This window comes from Streptomyces coacervatus, from assembly GCF_029223485.1.
GTDB classification, from domain to species: Bacteria; Actinomycetota; Actinomycetes; order Streptomycetales; family Streptomycetaceae; genus Streptomyces; species Streptomyces coacervatus.
Map to the genome: position 1 here is coordinate 171,991 of NZ_JARHTP010000018.1, position 22,222 is coordinate 194,212.

Annotated in this window: 19 protein-coding genes and 3 pseudogenes; 19 read left to right on the forward strand and 3 right to left on the reverse strand. The window is 72.5% G+C overall.

Features of this window, described 5'->3' with window-relative positions:
• Nucleotides 1-274 precede the first annotated feature (274 nt).
• The 11 genes and pseudogenes from P2Q00_RS36835 (at nt 275) to P2Q00_RS36885 (ending at nt 12,020) form a co-directional block, all read left to right on the forward strand.
• On the forward strand, nt 275-1,819 hold the full coding sequence (locus tag P2Q00_RS36835) for an acyl-CoA carboxylase subunit beta (RefSeq protein WP_275778552.1): 1,545 nt from the start codon (nt 275-277) through the stop codon (nt 1,817-1,819).
• Nucleotides 1,816-2,019 carry an acyl-CoA carboxylase subunit epsilon gene (locus P2Q00_RS36840; protein ID WP_275778408.1) on the forward strand — a complete coding sequence of 68 codons (204 nt, stop codon included), beginning with the start codon at nt 1,816-1,818 and terminating at the stop codon, nt 2,017-2,019. Before P2Q00_RS36835 ends, P2Q00_RS36840 begins: the two co-directional genes overlap by 4 nt.
• Before the next feature lie 73 nt (nt 2,020-2,092).
• Nucleotides 2,093-3,142, forward strand: a complete 1,050-nt coding sequence (locus tag P2Q00_RS36845) for an AfsA-related hotdog domain-containing protein (protein WP_275778410.1) — start codon at nt 2,093-2,095, stop codon at nt 3,140-3,142.
• Nucleotides 3,139-4,173 carry a ketoacyl-ACP synthase III family protein gene (locus P2Q00_RS36850; RefSeq protein WP_275778412.1) on the forward strand — a complete coding sequence of 345 codons (1,035 nt, stop codon included), beginning with the start codon at nt 3,139-3,141 and terminating at the stop codon, nt 4,171-4,173. The genes P2Q00_RS36845 and P2Q00_RS36850 overlap by 4 nt, the downstream gene beginning before the upstream one ends.
• Nucleotides 4,174-4,226: 53 nt before the next feature.
• Nucleotides 4,227-5,876, forward strand: a complete 1,650-nt coding sequence (locus tag P2Q00_RS36855) for an FAD-dependent monooxygenase (protein WP_275778414.1) — start codon at nt 4,227-4,229, stop codon at nt 5,874-5,876.
• A pseudogene (locus P2Q00_RS36860) lies at nt 5,873-6,868 on the forward strand (beta-ketoacyl-ACP synthase III); the annotation flags it as partial. The gene P2Q00_RS36855 and the pseudogene P2Q00_RS36860, both read left to right, overlap by 4 nt.
• A 48-nt stretch (nt 6,869-6,916) precedes the next feature.
• Entirely contained in the window at nt 6,917-7,180 is a 264-nt protein-coding gene (locus P2Q00_RS36865) for an acyl carrier protein (protein WP_275778554.1), read from the forward strand.
• Between the two features lie 5 nt (nt 7,181-7,185).
• Nucleotides 7,186-8,421, forward strand: a complete 1,236-nt coding sequence (locus tag P2Q00_RS36870) for a beta-ketoacyl-[acyl-carrier-protein] synthase family protein (RefSeq protein WP_425579563.1) — start codon at nt 7,186-7,188, stop codon at nt 8,419-8,421.
• Between the two features lie 60 nt (nt 8,422-8,481).
• Nucleotides 8,482-9,447 (forward strand): aldo/keto reductase, encoded by a 966-nt coding sequence (locus tag P2Q00_RS36875; protein ID WP_275778417.1) that lies wholly within the window; start codon nt 8,482-8,484, stop codon nt 9,445-9,447.
• Between the two features lie 31 nt (nt 9,448-9,478).
• A complete protein-coding gene (locus P2Q00_RS36880; protein ID WP_275778418.1) occupies nt 9,479-11,191 on the forward strand; it encodes a 3-hydroxyacyl-CoA dehydrogenase family protein in 1,713 nt (570 codons plus the stop codon).
• Between the two features lie 88 nt (nt 11,192-11,279).
• Nucleotides 11,280-12,020 (forward strand): HAD family hydrolase, encoded by a 741-nt coding sequence (locus tag P2Q00_RS36885; protein WP_275778420.1) that lies wholly within the window; start codon nt 11,280-11,282, stop codon nt 12,018-12,020.
• Here P2Q00_RS36885 and P2Q00_RS36890 read toward each other — a convergent pair.
• The gene (locus tag P2Q00_RS36890) at nt 11,980-12,909 is read right to left on the reverse strand and encodes a ScbA/BarX family gamma-butyrolactone biosynthesis protein (protein ID WP_275778422.1); all 930 of its coding nucleotides are present in this window, start codon (nt 12,907-12,909) and stop codon (nt 11,980-11,982) included. The genes P2Q00_RS36885 and P2Q00_RS36890 overlap by 41 nt on opposite strands.
• A 115-nt stretch (nt 12,910-13,024) precedes the next feature.
• On the opposite strand from P2Q00_RS36890, the gene P2Q00_RS36895 reads away from it, so the two are divergent.
• Nucleotides 13,025-13,711 (forward strand): ScbR family autoregulator-binding transcription factor, encoded by a 687-nt coding sequence (locus P2Q00_RS36895; protein WP_275778423.1) that lies wholly within the window; start codon nt 13,025-13,027, stop codon nt 13,709-13,711.
• Nucleotides 13,708-14,433 carry an HAD family phosphatase gene (locus tag P2Q00_RS36900; protein WP_275778424.1) on the forward strand — a complete coding sequence of 242 codons (726 nt, stop codon included), beginning with the start codon at nt 13,708-13,710 and terminating at the stop codon, nt 14,431-14,433. Before P2Q00_RS36895 ends, P2Q00_RS36900 begins: the two co-directional genes overlap by 4 nt.
• A gap of 149 nt (nt 14,434-14,582) precedes the next feature.
• On the opposite strand, the gene P2Q00_RS36905 is transcribed toward P2Q00_RS36900, so the two are convergent.
• Nucleotides 14,583-15,353, reverse strand: coding sequence for an SDR family NAD(P)-dependent oxidoreductase (locus P2Q00_RS36905; protein WP_275778426.1), 771 nt, complete (start codon nt 15,351-15,353; stop codon nt 14,583-14,585).
• A 181-nt stretch (nt 15,354-15,534) separates the two neighbouring features.
• Between P2Q00_RS36905 and P2Q00_RS36910 the strand changes: the two genes are divergently transcribed.
• The 4 genes and pseudogenes from P2Q00_RS36910 (at nt 15,535) to P2Q00_RS36925 (ending at nt 18,588) form a co-directional block, all read left to right on the forward strand.
• Entirely contained in the window at nt 15,535-16,131 is a 597-nt protein-coding gene (locus P2Q00_RS36910) for a TetR family transcriptional regulator (RefSeq protein ID WP_275778428.1), read from the forward strand.
• A gap of 228 nt (nt 16,132-16,359) precedes the next feature.
• Nucleotides 16,360-17,314 (forward strand): annotated as a pseudogene (locus P2Q00_RS36915) (IS701 family transposase); the annotation flags it as partial.
• 138 nt (nt 17,315-17,452) lie between these two features.
• A pseudogene (locus P2Q00_RS36920) lies at nt 17,453-17,626 on the forward strand (IS701 family transposase); the annotation flags it as partial.
• Between the two features lie 155 nt (nt 17,627-17,781).
• On the forward strand, nt 17,782-18,588 hold the full coding sequence (locus P2Q00_RS36925) for an AfsR/SARP family transcriptional regulator (RefSeq protein WP_275778430.1): 807 nt from the start codon (nt 17,782-17,784) through the stop codon (nt 18,586-18,588).
• Between the two features lie 17 nt (nt 18,589-18,605).
• On the opposite strand, the gene P2Q00_RS36930 is transcribed toward P2Q00_RS36925, so the two are convergent.
• Complete coding sequence (locus P2Q00_RS36930) at nt 18,606-19,547, reverse strand: LysR family transcriptional regulator (RefSeq protein WP_275778432.1); 942 nt, start codon at nt 19,545-19,547, stop codon at nt 18,606-18,608.
• A 141-nt stretch (nt 19,548-19,688) separates the two neighbouring features.
• Here P2Q00_RS36930 and P2Q00_RS36935 point away from each other — a divergent pair, with 141 nt between their 5' ends.
• A complete protein-coding gene (locus tag P2Q00_RS36935; protein WP_275778433.1) occupies nt 19,689-21,161 on the forward strand; it encodes an MFS transporter in 1,473 nt (490 codons plus the stop codon).
• 190 nt (nt 21,162-21,351) lie between these two features.
• Nucleotides 21,352-22,185 (forward strand): MBL fold metallo-hydrolase, encoded by an 834-nt coding sequence (locus P2Q00_RS36940; protein WP_275778435.1) that lies wholly within the window; start codon nt 21,352-21,354, stop codon nt 22,183-22,185.
• The last annotated feature ends 37 nt before the right edge of the window (nt 22,186-22,222 follow it).

Consider the following 22,222-nt stretch of genomic DNA (forward strand, 5'->3'; position numbering starts at 1 on the left):
GACGGTCGGGAACATCGTCCGAGGGGGCCGCTCAAGTTCCGGACCGCTTTTCTCTCACACCCCGCCTGCCTTTCACTCAAGGCCCGGAACAGAAGTCGGCGGCTTTTTCACGGCTTGAGTCAGGCATTGTCCAGGGCCCCGAACCCTTCTTCCGGGCGGCCTCGGTCCAGAGGGCGTCCGGATGGGAGGACAAGGCATGACCACCGTGGTCGAAAAACCCGTGGCACACAGCCCGGTGCCGCCTGCCGGGTCGGAACCCGAGCGTCCCGACAGCATGCATGTGCGCGTGGAGGAGCTGCGGCGGCTGCGCGCCGAGGTGCACGCGGGTCCCGGACAGCGGGCCACCGAGGCACAGCACGCACGCGGCAAGCTCACCGCCCGCGAGCGCATCGAACTCCTGCTGGACGAGGGGTCGTTCACCGAGCTGGAGCCGCTGCGCCGGCACCGCGCGACCGGCTTCGGCCTGGAGCACAAGAGGCCGCACACCGACGGCGTCGTCACCGGCTGGGGCACCGTCGACGGCCGCCAGGTCTTCGTCTACGCGCATGACTTCCGCATCTTCGGCGGCGCGCTCGGCGAGTCCCACGCGATGAAGATCCACAAGCTGATGGACCTCGCGGAGGCGTCCGGCGCCCCGCTGGTGAGCCTCTGCGACGGCGCGGGCGCCCGTATCCAGGAAGGAGTGACCGCACTCGCCGGATACGGCGGCATCTTCAGCCGCAACGCGCGTTCCTCGGGCGTCATCCCGCAGATCAGCGTGATCCTCGGCCCGTGCGCGGGAGGCGCGGCCTACTCGCCGGCGCTGACCGACTTCACCTTCATGGTCCGGGGCGTGTCCCAGATGTTCATCACCGGCCCGGACGTGGTGCGTGCGGTCACCGGCGAGCAGGTGAGCATGGACGAGCTGGGCGGCGCCGACGTGCACGCGTCGGTGTCCGGGGTGGCCGCGTTCGCGTACGACGACGAGGCGACCTGCCTGGAGGACGTGCGCCACCTGCTGTCGTATCTGCCGTCCAACAACCGGCAGGCCCCGCCCGTGCTGCCGGGCGACGATCCGGCGGACCGGCGCACCGACCGGCTCGCCGACCTCGTCCCGGCCGACCCCTCGCGCGGCTACGACGTGCGGGAGGTCATCGAGGAGATCGTCGACCACGGCGAGTACTTCGAGACGCACCCCACCTGGGCGGTCAACGTCGTGTGCGCGCTGGCCCGGATCGACGGGCACGTGGTGGGCATCGTCGCCAACCAGCCGCTCGCCAGCGCCGGAGTGCTGGACATCAAGGCCAGCGAGAAGGCCGCCCGGTTCGTCTCCCTGTGCGACGCCTTCAACATCCCGCTGGTCACCATGCTGGACGTGCCCGGCTTCCTGCCCGGCGTGGACCAGGAGCACAACGGGATCATCCGGCACGGCGCGAAGCTGCTGTACGCGTACTGCAACGCCACCGTGCCCCGCATCCAGCTGATCCTGCGCAAGGCGTACGGCGGCGCCTACATCGTCATGGACTCCCGCTCCGTCGGCGCGGACCTGTCCTTCGCCTGGCCCACCAACGAGGTGGCGGTGATGGGCGCCGAGGGTGCCGCCAACGTCGTCTTCCGCCGGCAGATCGCCGACGCCGACGACCCCGCGGCGATGCGCGAGCGGATGGTCAAGGAGTACAAGGCCGAGCTGATGCACCCGTACTACGCGGCCGAACGCGGTCTGGTCGACGACGTCGTCGAACCGGGCGAGACCCGCGCGGTGCTGGCCCGCTCGCTGGCCATGCTGCGGACCAAACACCGGGCGCTGCCACAGCGCAAGCACGGGATCACACCGCTGTGAACGCCGCCTTCCGTGTCGTACGCGGCAACCCGGATCCGGACGAACTGGCCGCGCTGGTGGCCGTGTTGACCGTACTTCGGACACGCGCCGCCACCGCTGACGACGCCCCCGCGCCCACCGTTCCGCGTGCGACCTGGGACCGGGCCGGCAACGGCTACAGCAGTCCGCTCGCCTGGGTGGTCCAGCGAACAGCCCCTTGAGTTCGCTTTTAGTGAGCGCTTTGCCACCTCCCCCGACAATGAAATCAAGCGAGAGAAAAGGGAATTGGATCCCATGACCTCCACCGAAAAGAAGACCTGCCTGCCGGGTGCCGCGAACCTCGAATTCATGCGCACCGTGGACCGTTCTCTGCTGCACCGCTGGGCACTTTCCGAGGTGTTTCTCACCGACGCCCGCCAGACCGGCGAGGAGGAATATCTCGCCGCCGCCCAACTCCCCCCGCTGCACGCCTACTACACCGGGCACACCTCGCGGCTCGGCTGCCCCGACCCGATGCTGCTGCTGGAGTGCTGCCGGCAGGCCGAGACCTACGGCGGCCACGAGTACGCCGGGGTCTCGCGCAAGAGCAAGTTCCTGCTGCGGAACTGGTCGATGGAGCTGCCGGGGCTGCTCACCCTCCCGCAGCAGGAGCAGCCCGGCGAGCTGCGGATCTCGGTGCGCACCAGCAACCGCCGCGGCACGCCCGGCGATGTGCGCCGGCTGTCCTTCGGCATCGACATGAAGCTCGCCCAGCGCTGCCTCGGCTTTGTGCGCATGGACGTCGGCTACATCCCTGCCGAGGTCTACGACACGGTCCGCCTGCAGGGCCGCGGCCGGCCGCTGGTGCCGTTCAAGGACCTGCCCCGCCAGACCGCGTACGTCGACCCGCACCTGGTCGGCCGCAGCGACCCGGCGAACGTCGTCCTCAGCTCCGCCACCGTGGGCAGCGACAACGCCACCGCGACCGTACGGGTCCCGCTGGAGAACCGCAGCATGTTCGACCACGGGCAGGACCATGTGCCCGGCATGGTGCTCATGGAGGCGGCCCGGCAGCTGTGCCTGCTCGGCGTGTCCGACCTGTGGGGCGCCTCGGTCAGCCGCAGCACGGTGGCCGGCTTCGAGTTCTCCTTCACCCGCTACGCCGAGCTGGACGCCCCCACGACGGTGCACATCCGCAAGACCGAGCCGTACGCGCACGAGGACAACCTCAGCCTGATGCTCCCGGACCTCAGGACCTTCCACATCGACTTCGAGCAGGACGGCGACATCATCGCCTCCGGTCAGATGCACACCACGACGGCGTCGACGGGCGTGCCGCTGCTCGACGGCGAGGAGTGCATATGACCTCCGACGACGCATGGCTCGCGCCCGCCGAGTGGCTGCCGGCCGCCACCGAGAAGACGGCGGACGCGCTGGCCGCCGGCCGGGTGACCGCCGACGAGGCCGACGCGATGGGCTACGGGCAACTGCCCGTCTCCCCCGACCTGTCCGCCCCCGAGATGGCGGTGCGCGCCGCCCGGCACGCCCTGTCCCGGGCCGGTGTCCGGGCCGGTGACCTCTCCGCCGTCCTGCACGCCTGGACGTACCACCAGGGCCACGACTTCTGGTCGCCCGCGCACTACGTGGCCGCCCGGACCGGCGCCCTGGACGCGATCCCGACCGGCGTCCAGCAGATGTGCAACGGCGCGGCGGCGGCCCTGCGCACGGCGGTGCACCAGCTCGCCGCGCGGCCCGGTGACGGCCCGGTCCTGGTGACCACAGCCGACCGTTTCGCACCGCCGGGTTTCGACCGGTGGGGCGGTGACTACGGCGTCTGGTACGGCGACGGTGCCACCGCGGCCGTCGTCGGCGCCGGGCCCCGCCCCGAGGGTGCGCTGGCACTGCGCGCCCTGCACACCCGGGCGGCGCCTGAGCTGGAGAGCGCCCACCGCGACACCGAAGCCTTCCACCCGGCACCGCACACCCGTAGTGCGGCCGTGGACGTGCGCCGGACCAAGAAGGCGTTCCTCGCCGAGCACGGCAGGCCGCGCTTCCTCGACCGGCTGCGCCGGGAGACCACGGCCGTCCTGGCCGAGGCGCTGACCGAGGCGGGCATCGGCAGCGGCGGGCGGCAGTTGAGCGCCGTACTGCTGCCGCGGCTCGGCCGGGCCACCGCACGGGACGTGTACGGCCCCGCCGTCGGCGCGGTCACCGACGCGCCCCTGGCCGACCTGGGCGAGAACACCGGCCACCTCGGCGCCGGCGACCTGCTGTCCAACCTGGCCGCCCTGGCCGCGGACACCGGCCCGCACCGCCTCGGACGCGGCGAGTACGCCGCCGTGCTGAGCGCGGGCGCCGGGTTCACGTGGAGCGCGGTCGTAGTGCAACGGACCTGAATACCCCCGGACTTCCCACCCTCTCCGCTTCGATTTCGATGAAAGGCACTGTCATGACGTTCCCTCAGCGCGAGGGCCCCGGTGAGCGGCGTCCCGTCCTCGTCGTGGGCGCGGGCCCCGTGGGACTCGTACTCGCCACCGAACTGCTCGCGCAGGGTGTTCCGGTGCGGCTGATCGACCACTCGGCCGCCGGGCCCGTCCAGCACTCCCGGGCCAGCGTCGTCTGGCCGCGCAGCCTGGAACTCCTCGGCCGTATCGGCGCCTCCGAGCCGCTGATCGAGCTGGGCAACCGACTGGACTCGGTGCAGTACTACTCGGACAAGCGGCACCTCGGCGCCATCGAGATGAGCCGACTCGCCGACACCCCGTACCCCTTCGGCGTGGTCGTCCCGCAGGACACCACCGAGGAGGTGATCCGCACCCGGCTGGCCGCGTACGGCGGCGAGATCGAGTTCGGCTCCCTCACCGGGCTCGACACCTCGGGGCCCCGGCCGGTCGCGGAGATACAGCGGGCCGACGGAACCGCCGAGCAGATCGAGGCGGACTATGTGATCGGCGCGGACGGGGCGCACAGCGCCGTGCGGCGCCTCGCCGGGATCGAGCTCCTCGGCACCGGCAACGACGTGCTGTTCGCGATCGGTGACGGTCCCGTGGCCGGCGACCTGGACCAGCACGCGCTGATGTACTGCTACTCCCGCTCCGGCGCTCTGGGCATCGCCCCCTTCGGCGGCGGGATGTACCGGCTCGCCATCAGCGTGCCGGACTGGCGCGAGGAGCAGGGGCCGCCGCCGGAGCTGTTCCAGCGGTTCGTCGACGAGCGTTCCCCGCGGGCCGGGATCGTCGGTGAGCTCGACTGGTCCACCATCTTCCGGGCGCGGCGCCGGGTGGCCGAGACCATGCGCGCGGGCCGGGTCTTCCTCGCGGGCGACGCCGCCCATGTGTTCAGCGCGGCCGGTGCGCAGGGCATGAACACCGGCATCCAGGACGCGGTCAACCTCGCCTGGAAGCTGGCCGGCGTGGTCAGGGGCGCCTTCGAACCGGGCATCCTCGACACCTACGACAGCGATCGCCACCTGGCCGCGGAGCGCATCGTGCTGACCACGGCCAAGCAGACCAGCTGGGGGCTGTTCAAGCGGCGTCACGAGCTCGCCCTGCGCGACGCCACCGTACGGCTGGCCCATCGGACCGGGGTGCTGCAGCGGTTCGGTGCCCCGCTGATGGCGCAGCACGACGTCAGCTACCGGCCGGCCGAGTCCCTGCGCGACACGCTGCCGGGGCTGACCCGCAGGATCCGCGTCGGCGACCGGCTGCCGGTGTTCGCCGCGCACGACGACTCCCAGCCGGGCGCCGAGCGCTGGCCCTCGATCGACCCGGCGCGGCTGACGCTGCTGCTCTGGGCCGGCGAGCGTCAGGACGCCGGCTGGCTGGCCGCCCGCGAGTCCGTGTCGACGGCCGCCCCCGACGGTGTACCGGTACGGGACATCTCCGCCTGGCCGGGCTTCACCCCCCTGCTCGGCACCACCCCGAAGGCCCTCGTGGTGCGCCCCGACGGGCACGTGGCGGCGATCGTCGCCCCTGAGCCGGCGGCCGTCCGTACGGCACTGCGCAGGGTGGGGAGCAGCTTCCGGGCGGGCGGCACCGTGACGGCCCTGGCCCTGCCCTCGGCCCGTACGGCCGACGAGGCCGAGGAGCTGGCGTCATGAGCCGCGCCGCTGTCCTGTGCGGTCTGGGTGGTGCGCTGCCGGAGAGGGTCGTGTCCAATGAGGAGCTGGCGGAGCAGTTGGACACCTCGGACCGGTGGATCCGTACCCGGACCGGGATCGGCCGGCGTCATGTCGTCGCCCCGGGCGAGGCCACCTCCGACCTCGCGGTGGCGGCCGGACGGGATGCGCTGGCCTCCGCCCGCCTCGGCGACGTGGACCTGGTGGTGCTGGCCACCAGCACCCCGGACCGGCCGTGCCCGGCCACCGCGCCGGACGTCGCCCACCGGCTCGGGCTCGGGACGGTGCCCGCCTTCGACGTGGCCGCCGTGTGCACCGGGTTCGTGTACGCGCTGGCCGCCGCGTCCTCAATGATCACCGCGGGGGTCGCCGAACGGGCCCTGGTGATCGGCGCGGACACCTTCTCCACCATCCTCGACCCGGCCGACCGCACCACCCGGGCCATCTTCGGCGACGGAGCCGGAGCCGTGGTCCTGCGGGCGGGCGAGGCGGACGAGCCGGGCGCGCTGCTCGGCTTCGACCTGGGCAGCGACGGCTCGGGCGGCGACCTGATCACCGTGCGCGCCGGAGGCTCCCGACAGCGCTCCACGCCCGAACCCCCGGGCGCCGGCGACCACTTCTTCACCATGGACGGCCGGCCCGTGTTCACCCAGGCAGTACTGAACATGAGCCGCTCCTCGGGGACCCTCCTCGAACGGATCGGCTGGACCCCCGCCGAAGTGGACAAGGTCGTGGCGCACCAGGCCAACATCCGCATCCTCAACGCCGTCGGCGAGCAACTCGGCCTGGAGGAGAAGCAGATCGTGGCCAACCTGGACCGGGTCGGCAACACCGTCGCCGCCTCGATCCCCCTTGCACTGCGCGACGCCGCCGCCGACGGCGATCTGCAGCCCGGCCACCGCGTGCTCCTCACCGGCTTCGGCGGCGGCCTCACCTGGGGCTCGGCCGCGCTGGTCTGGCCGGCCCTGGAACCCACCGACCACACCGACAACCCAGAGAACGAACAACGAGAGGAAACCACCATGAGCACTCCCGTCATCCAGACCCAGGAATCCCTCAAGCACCGCGTCTCCGCCCTGATCAGCGAGAAGTTCGGCCTCGACGAGGCGGAGCTGCTCTCCGGCGCCACCTTCGACGAGCTGGAGATCGACTCGCTGATACTCGTGGAGCTGAGCCTGATCCTGCGCAAGGAGATGGACATCGTCCTGCAGGAGGGCGAGCTGAAGTCCGCCTTCACCCTGGACGAGGCCGTCGCGGTGATCCGTGCGAAGGCGGATCAGGCGTGAGCGGCGTGGCCCGGGGCCGCGGAGTCGCGGTCACCGGCATGGGCCTGGTCACCCCGGCCGGTATCGGGGTGGAGGAGAACTGGCGGCGTGTGCTGTCCGGTGTCTCCGCCGGGGCCACCGACCCCGAACTCAAGGGCGAGAAGGTCGACATCTCCTGCCGGGTTCCCGGCTTCGACCCGACGGCCGAGCTGGGCCGGCGCACCGCCTGGAAGCTGGACCGCTTCACCCAGCTCGCCGTGGTCGGCGCCCGGCAGGCGGTCGCCGACTCCGGCCTGGACACCGGGTCCTGGGACTGCACCCGGGTGGGCGTGGTCATCGGCAACTCCCTGGGCGGCGCGGCCACCCTGGAGAAGCAGCTGCGCACCTACTCGGAGGGCACCCCCGAGGACGTGTCGGCGCTGATGATCCCCATGAGCATGGTCAACATGGTCGCCGGATACGTCGCGATGGACCTGCGTATCCACGGCCCCAGCCTGGTCACGGCGACCGCGTGCGCGTCGGGGGCGTCCGCGATCGGCACGGCCCGCGAATGGCTGCTGTCGGGGCTGTGCGACGTGGTCCTGGCCGGCGGCACCGAATCGGCGATCAGCCCCGGCACGCTCAACGGGCTGTCCCGGATGGGCGCCCTGTCCGGCCGTACCGACCAACCGGCCGCGGCGTCCCGCCCGTTCGCGGCGGACCGGGACGGCTTCGTGGCCGGCGAGGGCGCGGCGATCCTCGTGCTGGAACGGTGCGCGGACGCCACCGCCCGGGGCGCCCGGCGCTATGCGGACATCGCCGGCTTCAGCGCCACGTCCGACGCGCACCACGCCACCGCCCCGCACCCGCAGGGCGAGGGCCTGGCGCGGGCGCTGCGGGCCGCCCTGGACGACGCCGGAGTGCTCCCCGACGAAGTGGAGCACGTCAACGCGCACGGCACCTCCACCCCGATGAACGACCTCACGGAGGCCCGCGCCCTGCACTCGGTGCTCGGCGACCGCGCGGCGATCACCTCCACCAAGGGCGTCACCGGCCACACCCTCGCCGCGGCGGGTGCCGTCGAGGCCGCGTACACCGCACTGGCGCTGTACCACGGCGCCATGCCGCCCACCGCCAACGTCGAGTCGCTGGACCCGGCGATCGACGTCGACATCGACGTGGTCACCGGCTCGGCGCGGCACCGGCGGTTGAGTGTCGCCGCGAGCACCTCCCTGGGGTTCGGGGGGCACAACGCCGCCCTGGTCCTCACCGCCGCGGCCTGACGGGGCCGGGGTGTCCGCACCCCGGCCCCTCCGATCCCCCCTGACAGGAAGGAACTTCGCGTGAGCACGCGCAGCCTCGGCCCGACCGGACTCGACGTCCACCCCGTCGGCCTCGGATGCATGGGAATGAGCTGGGGCTATGCAGAGTCCCAGCGCGACGACGCGGTCTCGGTCGCGGTGATCCGGCAGGCGCTGGACGCCGGGCCGGTGCTGCTGGACACGGCCGATGCCTACGGCGAGGGCCACAACGAAACCCTCGTCGGCCGCGCCCTCGCCGGCCGCCGCGGCGACGCCGTGGTCGCGACCAAGACCGGCATCGTCGTGGACGACCTCGCCACCCGCGCCCTGAGCCGCGACGGTTCCCCCGAGCACATCCGGCGCTCGGCCGACGCCTCCCTGAGGCGGCTCGGCGTCGACGTCATCGACCTGTACTACCTGCACCGCGTCGACCCCGCCGTACCGCTGGAGGAGTCCTGGGGCGCACTGTCCGAGCTGGTGCGCGCGGGCAAGGTGCGCCACCTCGGGCTGTCGGAGGTGACCCGGGAGCAGGCCGACACCGCCCACCGCGCGCATCCGGTGGCGGCGGTGCAGTCCGAACTGTCCCTGTGGACAAGGGAACCGCTCGACCCCGACAGCGGGATCTCCGGCTGGTGCGCCGAACACGGCGCCGCCTTCGTGCCGTTCGCCCCGCTGGGCCGGGGTTTCCTCACCGGCCGCTACACCCGGCCCGAGGACTTCGAGGCCGGCGACTTCCGCGCCACCAACCCCCGTTTCACGGGTACGGCGTTCATCGCCAACCTGCGCATCACGCATGCGGTGGAGAAGGTCGCCGCCCGGCACGGCGCCACCGCCGCCCAGGTCGCCATCGCCTGGACCCTCGCCCAGGGCGACCACGTCGTCCCGATCCCCGGCACCAAGCAGCCCCGCTATCTGACGGACAACCTGACGGCGGCCGAACTGCCGCTCACCGCAGAGGACTTGAAGGAACTGGACGCGGCCCCGGACCCCACCGGCAGCCGCTACTGACCGCACGCCCCTCCACCCACAGGAGCACACCATGCCCGATCAGCCGGACGGCGCCCCCGCGCCGTCCCCGTACACCGTGGCCGTCGTCGGTCTGGGCGGCACCGGACTGACCCTGGTGCGCCGACTGGCCGGCGCGGGACTCACCGTCGTCGGCATCGACGACGACCCGGCGGCCCTGGTCCGCGCCCAGGAACTGCCCCCGTCCGAACGCCCCCGCACGGTGACCCGCTTCCCGGCCGGGGTCACCGCCGCCGACCTGGTCATCGAGGCGGTACCGGAACCGGCGGCGCTGAAGCGGCTGGTGCTGGCCAAGGTGCGACAGCGCGTCAGGCCCGGCACCCCGGTGCTCACCACCGCGCTGACCACGCCCCTCGCCGAACTCCAGGAGGCCGCGGGCCCGGACCTGTTCGCGCTGCGCTTCCTGCGCGCGGACGACCTGGACTCCGTGGAGGTCGCCCGCGCTCCCGGCGCCGGGGACGCCGCGGCCGAGCGGGTGGAACAGATACTGACGGCGGCCGGAATCACGGCGCACCAGGTCGTCGACCGGCCGGGCTCGCTCGCCCCCGGCCTGCTGCTCGGCCTGCTGAACCGGGCCGCGTGGATGGTCCACGACGGGTACGCCACCGCCGAGGACATCGACACAGCGGTACGGCTCGGCTGCGGCTGGCGGGAAGGTCCGTTGGCCGTGCTGGACGCGATCGGCCTGGACACGGCACGCGACCTGCTCTCCCGCCTCGCCGAGACGGCCGACGGGCACCCGGCGCCGGCCCCGGTCCTCGACGAACTGATCGCCCGGGGCGGGCTCGGCCGCAAGACGGGCCACGGCTTCCACCGCCACGACCGGGGCGAGGGGCCGCGCCGCCCGGCGGAGCCGACCGCCCCGCCCGGCCGCCGGGTGGTGGTCGTGGGCTCCGGGACCATGGCCACCGGCATCGCGGAGTCCTTCGTGCGCGGCGGCTTCGACACCACACTGCTGGCCCGGACCGAGGAGAAGGCACAAGAGGCCGCGGAACGCGTGGAGTTCGCGCTGCGGCGCACGGACGAGGAAGGAGGGCAGGGCGGCTTCACCGCGACCGCGGACCGCTCGATGCTGGGCACGGTGGACATCGTCGTCGAGGCCGTGGTGGAGGACCTGGAGGTCAAGCGGCGGCTCTTCGCCGAGCTGGGCGCGGTCTGCGCGCCGCACACCCTGCTGGCCACATCCACCTCCAGCCTGCCGGTCGCCGCGTGCACCGAGCCCGCGGGCCGTCCCGCGGACGTGCTGGGCCTGCACTTCTTCAACCCGGCTGCGGTGATGCGCCTGGTGGAGCTGGTCCCGGCGAAGGGCACCAGCAGGCACTCTCTGGCCCGTGCCCGCGCGGTGGCCGAACGGCTCGGCAAGCAGACCGTGCAGTGCGGCGACCGGGCCGGTTTCATCGTCAACGCGCTGCTCTTCCCGTATCTGAACCAGGCTCTCGAACTGCTGGACGCGGACGAGACGACGACCGCGGCGCTGGACGCGACCGCGCGCGCCGTGGGCGGCCAGCCGCTCGGTCCCGTACGGCTGCTCGACACGGTGGGCGCCGATGTGGCGCTGGAGGTGCAGCGCCGGCTCCAGGCCGACCCGCGCTGCCGGGCACCGGAGACGGCCCCCCTGCTGGAGCAGCTGGTGGCCGCGGGGCACCTGGGCCGCAAGACGCCCGGCAAGGGCACCCGCACCTACCTGGCCGCCCGCGCCACGGCGCCGGTTCCCGCGTCCGTCTGATCCCGCCGGGCGGCGGCTCTTCCCCCCTCCCCCCAGGTGGGGCCGCCGCCCGGCTTCCCCCTCCCACCGCACGGAAGGCCGTACCACCATGTCCGCTGTCCCCGGCACACCTGACGCCCCCGTCGAGATCGCCTTCTTCGACGTCGACGAGACGCTGATCACCGTCAAGAGCATGTTCCGCTTCCTGGAGTTCCACTACCGCGAGCGCGGGCTGCCGCCGTCCGCCTACGAGGAGGCGGCGGGCACACTGCGGCGCAGGTCGGCGGCGGGTGTCTCACGGCTGGTCACCAACCGTGAGTACTACCGCCTGTACGCGGACCGCCCGCGCGAGGAGCTGTTCGCGCACGGCCGCGCCTGGTTCGACGCGGAGCTCGCCGCCGGCACGCTGCTGCATCAGCCGGTGGTGTCCGCGCTGCGCCGGCACCGCGAGCAGGGCGCGCTGACCGTGCTGGTGTCGGGCTCGTTCCGGCCCTGTCTGGAGCCGGTCGCGGAGCTGCTCGGCGCCGACGAGATCCTGTGCAGCGAGCCGGAGTACGTCGGCGGGTACTGCACGGGTCTGGTGGAACACCCCGTCATCGGCGTCGAGAAGGGCCGGCTGGCGCGCACGCTGATGCGGCGGCGCGCGGTGTCCCCGTCGCACGCCGCCGCCTACGCGGATCACGCCTCCGACCTCGACCTCCTGCGCTCCGTGGGCCATCCCGTCGCCGTCGGCGACGACATGGTGCTCGGCGCCCATGTCGCCCGGGTGGGCGGAGGGACACTGCCGGGGGTCGGCCGGGTCGTGGAGGTCAGCCGGTCGGTTCCTGCGCGACCGACACCAGCGCGGTGAAGCACAGCATGCCCTCCTGATGCATCGTCACCAGGAAACGGGCACGGCCGAGTTGGTCGTCGGGCAGCAGCTGAGCCTCCACCCAGCAGGGGGAGTCCAGTTCGACGTAGCGGTGGAAGACGGTCTCCATCGCCTCGGCGACACCGACCCGGGGGTGCCGCAGGGTGCGCACGGCCTGCTTGGCCGCCTCCAGCAGGAGGATGCCCGGGGTGTGGTCGCTGGGGTGGTCGAAGTACATCGGGTGGTGGGTGTCGATCCGCAGCTGCCAGCGGTCCCTCGCGTCGGTGGGCGAGAGCACCACGTCCCGCAGCTCCTCGCCGGCGCCGGAGACCGGGGGCGGCAGCGGGCGGCTCCGGGCCAGCTCCAGCATGCGGTGCGCGTCGCCGCAGGAGCCGCGCAGCCGCTCGTAGATGGCGGGCGGCTGGATGGTGAACCGGGTGTGGGCGGTGGCCAGTTGCTCGCCGTCGCGCAGCACGGTGATGTGCAGGGACAGGGCCGAGACCCGGCCGCGGCGGCGGACCACGTCGTAGCAGCGGATGTACAGATCGGGCCGGCCGCCGATGCCCTCCTCGCGCAGCGTCCTCAGGTTGAGCGCGTAGCGGTACTCGCTCCAGAGCAGACGGTGGCCGAACGGGACGTCGTAACCGGCGTGCGACAGCAGCGGAAAGGCCTGCCGAATCGTTTCCGTGAGCAGTACGGCGCTGTCCTCGCGGCAGTCACCGCCGGCCAGGAGACCGCCGGGGTCCGTCCAGTCCGCCGCGACCAGGAACTCGTCCTCCGCCAGACGCTTCAGGCCCGACAGCAGCACCTGGCCGGCGTCGTGCTTGTGGACGAGGCCCTTCGCCACCCGGGCCGGTCTCGAAACAGCAGCTATCGCCAACTCGTTCATGTGGAATCCCCCTGTTTTCCCGCTTCGACATGCGCGCCCCCACGCAGTGGCGAAGGCGCGCCACAGCCAGTAACATAGAGGACGTTCTTTTTCTTGTCGAGACCGGGATGCAGCCATGGCACGAGCGAACACGAATCGCGCACCCAAGCAGGAGCGCGCGATTCACACCCGAGAACAGCTCCTGAAGGCGGCCGCGGAAGTCTTCGACGAGTACGGCTACGCCGGCGCCGGGATCAACAAGATCCTGCAGCGCGCGGGCGTGACGGCGGGGGCGCTGTACTTCCACTTCAAGGACAAGCAGAACCTCGCGATGGAGGTGATGAACGCCCAGCGCAGCACCATCGAGCCGCATGTGCCCACGACCGGCCTGCAGCGCCTGGTGGACATCACCCTCATCTGGTCGCACTCGCTCCAGGCCGACCCGCTGCTGCGGGCCGGCGTCCGGCTCACCGGCGAGCAGGCCGCCTTCGGCCTGCAGGACGCCACGCCGTACACGGTCTGGGCCCGCAGCTTCGAGGACTGCCTCGAAACGGCGCGCGCCCAGGGGGAGTTGCGGGAGCACGTTCGCACCGGGGAGCTGGCCGAGTTCGTCGTCGGCGCGTGCACCGGCATGCAGGAGTACGCGCAGGTCGTCTCCGGGCGTGCCGACCTGCCCCGCCGCACGGTGAACATGTGGCGCCTGCTGCTGCCCGGCATCGCCACCGACCCGGCTCTCGACGGGATCGAGAACAGCGAGGAGCGCGCTCTGTCCCTGTGGACGTCAGTGAGCGCGCCCGATCAAGGGGAGGGAACCCGAACATGACCGACCGACTCCACAAGCTGAGACTGGCGGCCGTCAACATCGACGGCGTCCTGCTGGGCGACACCTTCAGCCCGCTCATCCACCGGTTCGTCACCCGCCGCGGCGGCATCTACTCGGCCGATGTCGAGCGCAGCGTCTTCTCGCAGCGGCAGGCCGACGCCGGCCGCGCCATGGCGGCCGCGGTGCCGCAGACGCTGACCGGCGAGGAGGCCCTGGCCGCCTACTTCGAGGAGCGCGCCGCCTACCTCGCCGACCACCCCGTGGAGGTCACCGAGGGAGCCGGGGCACTGCTGCGACGGCTGCGCGCCGCCGGGCTCGACGTGGTCTGCTACGGCGGCCTGGCCAAGTCCCACTTCGACGAGCATCTCGGGGCGTACGCCGGGCTGTTCACCCCTCCCCACTACATCTGCACCAACGATGTGCGCCCCGGACTGCGGGAGATCACCGCGCACTTCGGGCTGGAAGACGGCCAGGTGCTCTTCATCGACGACGTGGCCCGGGTCGCCGAGGCGGCCAGGGCCCTCGGGGCACCGTTCATCGGCCGGCCCAGCCGGTTCGAGCACAGCCACCAGGCCGAGCTGATGCGGCAGGCCGGGGCACGCCACCTGGTGGACGGGCTGGACGAGATCGACGACGCGCTGCTGCGCACGGTCGACGAGGAGGCGACGGCCGGCACGCTGTGGCCGACCCGCGCCGCCGAACCGGTCCCGACGGCCGGTTAGCCCCTTCTCGCCCGTGGGCCGTCCGGACCCCCTGAGGGAAGCGGGGTCGCGGACGGCTCATGGGCCGCCCGGACCGTGGGGCGCCCGGGCCGTCGTACGGCATCTCCCGGCCCCCGCCATACGACACCCCCGGACAGTCGTAGAACCTCTCAGACGGCCAGCGTGCCGCCGTCGACCGGGACGGTCGCGCCCGTCACGAAGGACGAGGCACCGCTGCACAGCCACAGCGCCGCCTGCGCCACCTCGACCGGGGCGGCGAACCTCTTCTGGACGGCACGCGCGAAGAACGACTGCTCCATGCCCGGCATCTGCTCGACGACCGACTCCATCATCTCGGTGAGCGTGCTGCCCACGGCCAGGGCGTTGACCCGGATACCCCGGTCCCCGTACGAGGCCGCCGCGGCCTTGGTGAGGCCGATCACCGCGTGCTTCGCGGCCACGTAGGGCGCGCCCACTCCGGTGGCGATCAGGCCGGCCACGCTCGCGGTGTTGACGATCGTGCCGCCGCCGGTGGGGAGCATGGCGCGGATCTGGTGGCGCATGCAGTTCCACACGCCCCGGACGTTGACGTCCATGACGGTGTCGTAGTCGTCGTCCGACATCTCGTGCAGATCGACGCCGAGCGTGGCGTGGCCGGCATTGTTGAAGGCAGCGTCCAGGCGGCCGAAGCGCTCCACCGCGGTGGCCACGACCCGTTCGACGTCCTCGCCACGGCGTATGTCCCCGGTGACATACGCCGCCCGGCCGCCCTTGGCCTCGATCTCCTCGGCCACCGAGGCGAGTTGCTCCTTACGGCGGGCCGTGAGCACGACGGCCGCGCCATGCTCGGCGAAGAGCCGTGCCGCCGCCGCGCCGATGCCCGACGAAGCTCCGGTGATCATGACTACCCGGTCGCTCATTACGCACGCTTGTTCGATCATGACGGTCAGTCAAACAGGCACCTGCCAGACCGTCAGCCGGATTGGGCAGTCGTTACCGGCCAACCTGCCAAGAACGTTCCGAGCTGCTCGTTTTCCGGATCTCTTGGGAATTTCTTGACCTATGGTGGTGCCGTCGCGGGCCCGCCGCGGCACACGGGGGCGGGAGGAGGTGCGAGCACATATGCCGCGACAGGAGAGGGCCGAGCAGACCCGGCAGCGGATCGTCAGGGCCGCGGCCGCCGAGTTCGCCGAGCACGGCTACGACGGCACCTCCCTGCACCGGATCGTCAGATCGGCCGGCGTCACCATGGGCGCGCTGACCTTCCACTTCCCCAGCAAGTCGGCCCTGGCGGACGCCGTCCAGGAAGCGGGCACGACCGCCACCCGCGAGGTGATGCTCATCGCCGCCCCCGCGCCGGGACTGCAGGGCGTGCTCGACGGGGTGCTGACCCTGGCCGACGCCCTGCGCACCACACAGAGCATCCGCGCGGCCGCCCGGCTCACCCGCGAGGGGCACGCCGCCGACCACGGATGGTACGGCTCCTGGGCCCCCGGCCTGCGCGAGGCGCTGGAGCGGGCCTGGCGCGAGGAGCACCTGGACGGCGGACTGACCGCGCCGGCGGCCGCCTCCCTGCTCTCCCACGTCCTGCTCGGCGTCGAAACCGCCGCCACCGCCCCGGACGCGGTGCGCACGATCACGGGTGACGGCCCCGAGGAGACCCTGACCGAAGCCCTGAAGGCGCTGGGCACCCTTCTCGCCCCCAACTCCCCTCACTGAATGCGCAGTTCCGCACACGTGCCGTATCGCTCGATCGCCACGCTCCACACGTAGTACGGAATTTTCCGCGCCCGGTCCACTGCCCGGCGCGTCACTCCCGCCGCAGCTCAGCACCCCTGAGCGCATCGCCGCACACCCCCTCCCCGTCACCGCCGTCCCGACACTCGACCTGGAAACATAGAGAATGTTCTGTATATTTGCGGCTGACCGGGAGAGAGGAGTCCGTCCATGCATCCGGCCACAGAGCACGTCCCGCCGGCCCAGCGGCTCTTCGCCCATCTGCCGCGGGCCGACCAACGGCGGTGGGCCGGCGTCTACTTGAAGGGACTGCTGGCCACCCCGGGCAAGAAGTCGCTGCGGCGCATAGCGGCTTCGGTGACGCCGTCCCCGACGGCGCCCCAGTCGCTGCAGCAGTTCGTCAACGACAGCGCCTGGCGGTGGCGCCCGGTCCGCGCCGAACTCGCCCGCTGGGTCGCCGGGCACACCGCCGCGCATGCCTGGACGCTCTGCCCCGTGGTCATCCCCAAGCGGGGCGAGCTGTCCGCCGGCGTCCACCGGCGCTTCGTGCCCGCCTTCGGACGTACCGTCAACTGCCAGCTCGCGGTGGGCGCATTCCTCTCCGGCGAGCTCGGCGACCTCTCCGTGGACTGGCGGCTGTACCTGCCGCGGCGCTGGACCGAGGACGCCACGCTGCGGCACCAGGCCCGCATCCCCGAGCCGACCGGGCATGCCAGCGCGGCCGATCTGTGCCTCGCCCTCGCCGACCAGCTGTCGGGGATCACACCCGAGATGCCGCCGGTGGTCGTCCACACCGACGGTCACATCGACGCCATGGCCGTGATCGAGGGCCTCGGGGCCCGCGGCCTGGACTGGATCGTGGGTGTGCCCGACAGCCTGCCCCTGTCGCTCGCCCCGGCCGCCGCCCCCCACCCGGCCGACCCGGCGGCACTCCACGCGGCCCCGGAGCCGGCGGGCGACCTGCTGCGGCGGCACGCCCGGCCGGCCGCCACCGCCCCCCTCGCCCCCGGGCAGCCCCGGCTCGGCACCGTACGGGTGCTGCTCCCGGCACAGAACCGGCCGGCCCTGCTGGTCGGCGTCTGGACCGCCGCACACCCACGGCCCGACCGGATCTGGCTGACCGACCTGCTGCCGGCGTGGCGCGCCCGGGCCGTAGGACCTGTTGCGGAAGTCCCGCCGGCCCCGCGACCTTCGACACGCGCCCCCATCGCCGCACCGGGCACAAGCCCAAGTACGTCCGGACCGTCGACGAGGCCTCGCACCCGGCACGCCGGGACTCTCGCAACAGGCCCTCGCGGTCATCGGCTCCGCAACCGCCGCACGGGTCGGGGTCGCGGAGGCCGAGCTGGGGCTGCACGACTTCGCGGGCCGGTCCTATCCCGGCTGGCACCGCCACGCCACGCTGGTCTCCATCGCCTCGGCGCACCGCCGGCTCGGGCACGAGGTGTGCCTGGTCCCGTCCCCGGGCGACGGCTGACCGCCGTAAGCCGGTCGGCGACCGCCGATCGACAGCCCCTCCCCCCACACAGCACCACCGGAACCCCGCAGCGACGCAGGGCTCCCGCTGATCCGTTCGCCCGTACACCGGTACACCGCTCCCCGGGCGGTGACACCCAACCTTGAGGAGGGGCTGTGGAGTTCCGTGTCCTTGGACCGATCGACATCCGCGAGCAGGGGCGTGACATCACCCCCCGCGCGCCCAAGCAGCGGCAGGTGCTCGCCCTGCTCATGGCGAAGGCCAACCACCGTGTGTCCGTGCCGGCGCTGCTGAGCGAGGTGTGGGACGGCGAGCCGCCCCGCACCGCCACCACCGCCCTGCAGACGTACATCGGGGCGATACGCAAGGCGCTGGCCGCCGGCACCGGCGCCGGCGCCCGTGAGATCGCCGACCACCGGCTGGTCACCGACGGCAACGGCTATGTGCTGTGCCTGCGGCCCGACGAATGGGACCGTCCCCGCTTCGAGCGGCTGGTCCTCGACGCCCGTGGCCTGCTGGAGAAGCGCGAGGCGCACGCCGCCGCCGAGGTGCTCGGCGAGGCGCTGGCCGTGTGGCGCGGGGCGCCCTTCGGGAACGTCCGGCACGGCAGTCTGCTCACCGTGCAGGCGCGGGTGCTGAACGAGGCGCACCTCGCGGCATGCGAGGCGCGGATCGACGCGCTGCTGCTGTGCCGGCGCTTCCAGGAGGCGGTCGGGGAGGCCATCGCTCTGGTCGGCGAGCACCCGTACCACGAGAACCTGCACACCCAGCTGATGCGGGCGCTCTACGCCTCGGGCCGCCGGGCCACGGCGCTGGAGGTCTACCAGTCCCTGCACCGCCGTATGACCGACGACCTCGGCATCCCCCCGTCGCCCTCCACCACGACGCTCCACCACGTGATGCTCCAGGACAACCCCGACCAGCGCTATCTCGCGGCCGCGGGCGCGGGGGCCCTGCAGTGACGCCCCACCACCCTCGGCTAAGGGGCGCCCTCGTCCGTCCACAGGCTCTCCACGGCCCGCGAAGGGCCGCCCACCGCGCGTACCTGCTCCATGGCCGCCTGGACGAAAGCCCGTAGCCGGGCGGTCTCGTGGCCGGTGGGCCAGACGAAGGCGTAGTCGATGCCCGGGGCGTCCGTGAACGGCTTGAAGACCAGGCCGGGCCGGCTGTAGTAGTGGGCGCCGGCGGCCGCCACCGGTGTCACGCCCTTGCCCGCGAGAACCAGGGAGAGCGCGTCCTCCCAGTGCGTCATGGCCTGCCCGTGCGGGATGGGCCGCCCCGACGGCGTCTGCCGCGGGAAGTGGTGGTCAAGCCAGTGCGTCGGCACATTCCCGGCGACCGTCAGCAGCGTCGCCTCCGCGAGGTCCTCCACGCTCACCGAGTCACGCCGCGCGAACGGGTGCGCCGACGACATCAGCAGCACCCTCGGCTGCGCCACCAGCACCGGACCCAGCGTCAGATCCGGTTCGGCCAGCGGTGGTTCGGTGACCTGGAGCTCGATGTCCCCCGCGCGCAGCGGACCGTAGGGGTCCGAGATCTGCACCTGCCGTATCTGCACGTCCACACCCGGGTGGCGACGCCCGAACACCTCGGCGATGCTGTGCAGCAGATGGCCCGTGAACGCGCCGGAGAAACCGATCCGCAGCGAGCCGGTGATGCCCCGCCCGGCCGCCATGGCCCTGGCGACGGCCTCCTCGACCCCCCGCCACGCGGGCGCGAGCTCGCCCCCGAGCTGTTCCCCGATGGGTGTGAGGGTGACCTGACGGCTGGTGCGGTCGAACAGCTTGGCACCGATACGGCGCTCCAGCCGGGCGACGGTCTGGCTGACCCGGCTCTGCGAGACACCCACGCGCTCGGCGGTCCGCCCGAAGTGCAGTTCTTCCGCGAGGGTCAGGAAAATCTCGATCTCCTGGCGTTCCATCACCGGTTCTCCCGCGCCCCTCACTTCCGCGACCTCGAACGATGAGCCCAGCGAATCGATCGTTGCACAGATCGTCCTTGTTGCGCAGGTCCCCCGATTCGAAGCTGGACATGCCAGCGAGATCATCAGGAAGGACCGCTCATGGCCGTCACCGAATCCTCACCGCCCACCAACCCCACGCACGAGGCCGTCGCACCACCCGGGCCCGTCGCCGACAGCACCGTCTTCGGGACACGCGAGTGGCTGGTGCTGATCACCCTGTGCTGCGCCACCTTCATGTGCGGCCTGGACTTCTCCATCGTCACCGTCGCCCTGCCCGACATCGGCACCGCTCTCGGCTTCTCCTCGGCCGGCACCCTGCAGTGGGTGGCCACCGCCAGCCTGCTGCCGTCGGCGAGCCTGCTGCCCCTGTTCGCCCGGGTCGCCGACCTGATCGGCCGCAAGCGGCTGTTCACCCTCGGCGTCGCCGTCTTCACCCTGTTCTCGCTCGGCGCCGCCCTCGCGAACAGCCCCGGCGTGCTGATCGCCACCCGCATCGGCCAGGGCACCGCCGCCGCGATGATCGCCCCGTCCGCCATCGCCCTGATGACCGGCTACTTCCAGGAGGGCCCCAAGCGCGCCCGCGCCCTGGGCCTGAACGGCGCCGTGATGTCGCTGGGCTTTGTGCTCGGCGCGCTCGGCGGCGGTGTCATCACCAACGGCTTCAGCTGGCGCTGGACCATGGTCGCGCTGTGCGTGATGGGTGCGCTGGCGCTGGCCGGGGCGCTGGCCCTGCCGGCGATCCACGAGTCCGGTGCCGCCCGCCGGATGGACATCCCGGGCGCGATCCTGGCCACGCTCGGCCTGTTCGGCCTGGTCTACGGCATCTCCACCGGCGGTGACCAGGGCTGGACCCGTCCCGCGGCGCTCGGCCCGATCGTCGGCGGTCTGGTGCTGCTGGCCGCGTTCCTGCTGGTCGAGCGGAGCCACCCGGAGCCGCTGGTGCCGCTGTCGGTGCTGAACCGGCCGTCCGTGAAGTGGTCGGGGCTGTTCGGTGTCATCACCTTCGGCATGTGCGCCGGTACGACGGTGCTGCTGAGCCTGTACATGCAGGACGTGCTGGGCTTCACCGCCCTTCAGGCAGGGCTGAGCTACCTCGGCGAGGGCGCGGCCGCGACCATCGGCGGCATGTACGTCGCGAAGCTGCTCGGCCGGTTCGGCGGGGTGAAGGTGCTGGCCGCGGGTCTGCTCATCCAGGGCGTCGGCACGGTCGCGATGTTCGCCCTGCCGCAGGACGTGAACCTGGCCGCGCTGCTCGTCACCTCCTCCGTGATGGGACTCGGCCACGTCTTCAGCGTCGTCTCCTTCATCACCGTGATGACCACGGGCGTCACCGAGGAGGACCAGGGCGTCGTCGGCGGTCTGTCGCAGCTGCCGCAGTACGTGGCCGCGATCGGTGTCTCGGGGCTGAGCGCGATCGCCGCGGCCCGCACGGGCGCCCTCTCGTCGGGCGCCACCCCGTCCCGCGCCGACATCCTGGGCGGGCTGCACGCGGGCATGGTCACGGCCGGTGTCGTCGCCCTCGCCGGTGCCCTGCTCGTGGGCGCCGTACTGCGCAAGCGGACCACGGCCTAGGCGGCCTTGCCGAATTCCGGTGCGGTACCGCGCCCTAAGGGGCGCGGGGCTGTGCTTGATATGCGGCTCCGCCGCGTGGGCGCGACCAGCCACGGCGGCGCCGCAGACGACCGACGGCACATCAACCGTCCGCGCCGTCCCCGTATCCGAGCCGCTCCGGGCGCCTTCGCCGCCTGCGAGGAGACCATCCGTGAACGACAGCCGACTGCGCAGGCCTTCCGCCGTACGTACCGTGCGCGTGGGCGAGATGAAGGTCAGCTATGTGCCCGACGGGGCGATGCTGCTGAAGCCGGCCGGCCGTCTGCCCGCGGCCGTCGACCGCCACTGGAGCAGTTACAGCGCCCACCTCAACGACACCCGCCGGCTCGTCGCCAACACCGGCGGCCTGCTCGTCGAGCACGGCACCCGGGCTCTGCTCATCGACGCCGGGTTCGGCCCGCGCGCGGTACCGGAGGACCCCGCCCACCCCGACCGGGGCGCGGTGCACGGCGGCTCGCTGCCCGGCAATCTGGCCCTGCTGGGGCGCTCGCCCAAGGACATCGAGACGGTGGCCTTCACCCACCTCCACGCCGACCACATCGGCTGGGCCTGCGTCGACCCGCCCCTGTTCACCCGGGCCACCTTTGTCGTCCCCAAGGCCGAATGGGACGACCGCGACCCGGCGGTGGCGGCCCTCGAACCCCGCACCCGGCTGGTACTCGCCGGTGACGAGGTCTTCCCCGGCGTCCACGCCGTGGCCCTGCCCGGCCACACCGCCGGTCACACCGGCTTCGTCATCGCCTCCCACGGCACCCGCCTGCTCGCCTTCGGCGACGCCCTGCTCTCCCCCCTCCAGATACGGCACCCCGAGTGGTCCGCGATCGCCGACGCCGACGCCGACCCCGCCCGGTCGGAGCGCCACCGCCGCTGTCTGATCGCCGAACTCCTGCGCCCGGACACCCTCGGCTTCGGCATCCACTTCGCGGACGTGGTCTTCGGCCGGGTGCGGTCGCACGGGCAGCGGGCGGCCTGGCATCCGCTGTGACTCTGCTCGGAGCGCTGAGCGGTACGGCCCTGCGCCG

Bases quoted from the DNA above. Each gene is read 5' to 3' on its own strand.
- P2Q00_RS36835 (WP_275778552.1), top strand. From the start codon at position 275: ATGCATGTGCGCGTGGAGGAGCTGCGGCGGCTGCGCGCCGAGGTGCAC.
- P2Q00_RS36845 (WP_275778410.1), top strand. From the start codon at position 2,093: ATGACCTCCACCGAAAAGAAGACCTGCCTGCCGGGTGCCGCGAACCTC.
- P2Q00_RS36850 (WP_275778412.1), top strand. From the start codon at position 3,139: ATGACCTCCGACGACGCATGGCTCGCGCCCGCCGAGTGGCTGCCGGCC.
- P2Q00_RS36855 (WP_275778414.1), top strand. From the start codon at position 4,227: ATGACGTTCCCTCAGCGCGAGGGCCCCGGTGAGCGGCGTCCCGTCCTC.
- P2Q00_RS36865 (WP_275778554.1), top strand. From the start codon at position 6,917: ATGAGCACTCCCGTCATCCAGACCCAGGAATCCCTCAAGCACCGCGTC.
- P2Q00_RS36880 (WP_275778418.1), top strand. From the start codon at position 9,479: ATGCCCGATCAGCCGGACGGCGCCCCCGCGCCGTCCCCGTACACCGTG.
- P2Q00_RS36885 (WP_275778420.1), top strand. From the start codon at position 11,280: ATGTCCGCTGTCCCCGGCACACCTGACGCCCCCGTCGAGATCGCCTTC.
- P2Q00_RS36890 (WP_275778422.1), bottom strand. From the start codon at position 12,909: ATGAACGAGTTGGCGATAGCTGCTGTTTCGAGACCGGCCCGGGTGGCG.
- P2Q00_RS36895 (WP_275778423.1), top strand. From the start codon at position 13,025: ATGGCACGAGCGAACACGAATCGCGCACCCAAGCAGGAGCGCGCGATT.
- P2Q00_RS36900 (WP_275778424.1), top strand. From the start codon at position 13,708: ATGACCGACCGACTCCACAAGCTGAGACTGGCGGCCGTCAACATCGAC.
- P2Q00_RS36905 (WP_275778426.1), bottom strand. From the start codon at position 15,353: ATGATCGAACAAGCGTGCGTAATGAGCGACCGGGTAGTCATGATCACC.
- P2Q00_RS36910 (WP_275778428.1), top strand. From the start codon at position 15,535: ATGCCGCGACAGGAGAGGGCCGAGCAGACCCGGCAGCGGATCGTCAGG.
- P2Q00_RS36930 (WP_275778432.1), bottom strand. From the start codon at position 19,547: ATGGAACGCCAGGAGATCGAGATTTTCCTGACCCTCGCGGAAGAACTG.
- P2Q00_RS36935 (WP_275778433.1), top strand. From the start codon at position 19,689: ATGGCCGTCACCGAATCCTCACCGCCCACCAACCCCACGCACGAGGCC.